Raw genomic sequence first — 1275 nt, forward strand, 5'->3', positions numbered from 1 at the left:
CCCAGGTTCTGGTCAGCGTTGAAGCGACCAGCAAGAAGCGCGCTTTCGAGGAAGCCGGTCTGCTGTTTGAGAACCAACATGGCCTGAACCGCGCATTGATCACGGACAGCCTGTTCGCCCGCGAACGCCTGGGCTCCACCGGGCTTGGCCACGGCGTGGCGATTCCGCACGGCCGGATCAAGGGCCTGAAGGCCCCCATGGCGGCCGTTTTCCTGTTGCAGGCGCCCATTGGCTTCGATGCGCCGGACGAACAGGCCGTAGCCCTGCTGATTTTTCTGCTGGTTCCCGAGGCTGCCACTCAAAAACACCTCGAAATTCTTTCGGAAATTGCCGAATTGCTTAGCGACAGCTCCCTGCGCGAGCAACTCAAGACCAGCACCGATGCCGCTGGACTGCACAACCTGATCGCTTCCTGGCATTCCGTCCACGAAGTCAGTTCTTAGATGCGGTGTTGCACGGTTGCACGCTGTCCGGCCCGGCAGGGTCTTGAACAGGAAAAGTACAAGGCCGCATGAAGCCCACCGTTGTCAGCGCTGACGTTTTATTTGAAGACCACCGCGCCGCCCTGAAATGGGAATGGGTTGCCGGCCTCGGGGCCTCCGAGCGGCGTTTCGACGAAGTCGCCGTGCGGGCTGCACGCTCTGGCGCCGATCTGGTCGGATACCTCAACTACATTCATCCCTACCGCGTGCAGATCCTGGGCGAACGCGAGGTTGCTTACCTCACGAATGCCAGCCCTGAGGACTGCGCCCGGCGCATTTCCCGCATCATCACGCTGGAGCCACCGGTGCTGATCGTCGCCGACGGCCAGACCGCGCCGGACACGCTGCTGTCGATGTGCGAACGCGCCCAGTTGCCGATGTTCGCCACGCCCGAATCGGCGGCTTTCGTGATTGACGTGCTCAGGGCCTACCTGTCCAAGCATTTTGCCGACCGCACCTCCATGCATGGCGTGTTCATGGACATCCTGGGCCTGGGCGTCATGATCACCGGTGAATCCGGCCTGGGCAAAAGTGAACTGGGGCTGGAACTGATTTCGCGCGGACACGGCCTGGTGGCCGACGATGCGGTAGACCTGTACCGGATCAACCAGACCACGATTGAAGGACGCTGTCCGGAACTGCTGCAAAACCTGCTGGAAGTACGCGGCATCGGCCTGCTCGACATCAAGGCCATTTTTGGCGAGACGGCGGTGCGCCGCAAGATGCGCCTGAAGATGATCGTGCACCTGGTGCGCCGCGAAACGCTAGAGCGCGATTACGAACGCATCCCGTA

2 protein-coding genes are annotated in these 1275 nt (G+C 61.6%); both read left to right on the plus strand.

Translation table 11 applies throughout. The annotated features are described in order from the left end of the window. Positions 1-443, plus strand: a 443-nt coding sequence (locus AC1D1P_RS23670; protein ID WP_477674693.1) for a PTS sugar transporter subunit IIA, incomplete at its 5' end; no start/stop codon positions are given. Between the two features lie 68 nt (positions 444-511). Beyond that, positions 512-1275, plus strand: a 764-nt coding sequence (hprK, locus tag AC1D1P_RS23675) for an HPr(Ser) kinase/phosphatase (protein WP_477674694.1), incomplete at its 3' end; no start/stop codon positions are given.

The sequence above is a fragment of the Polaromonas sp. P1_E1_2 genome, assembly GCF_056406035.1.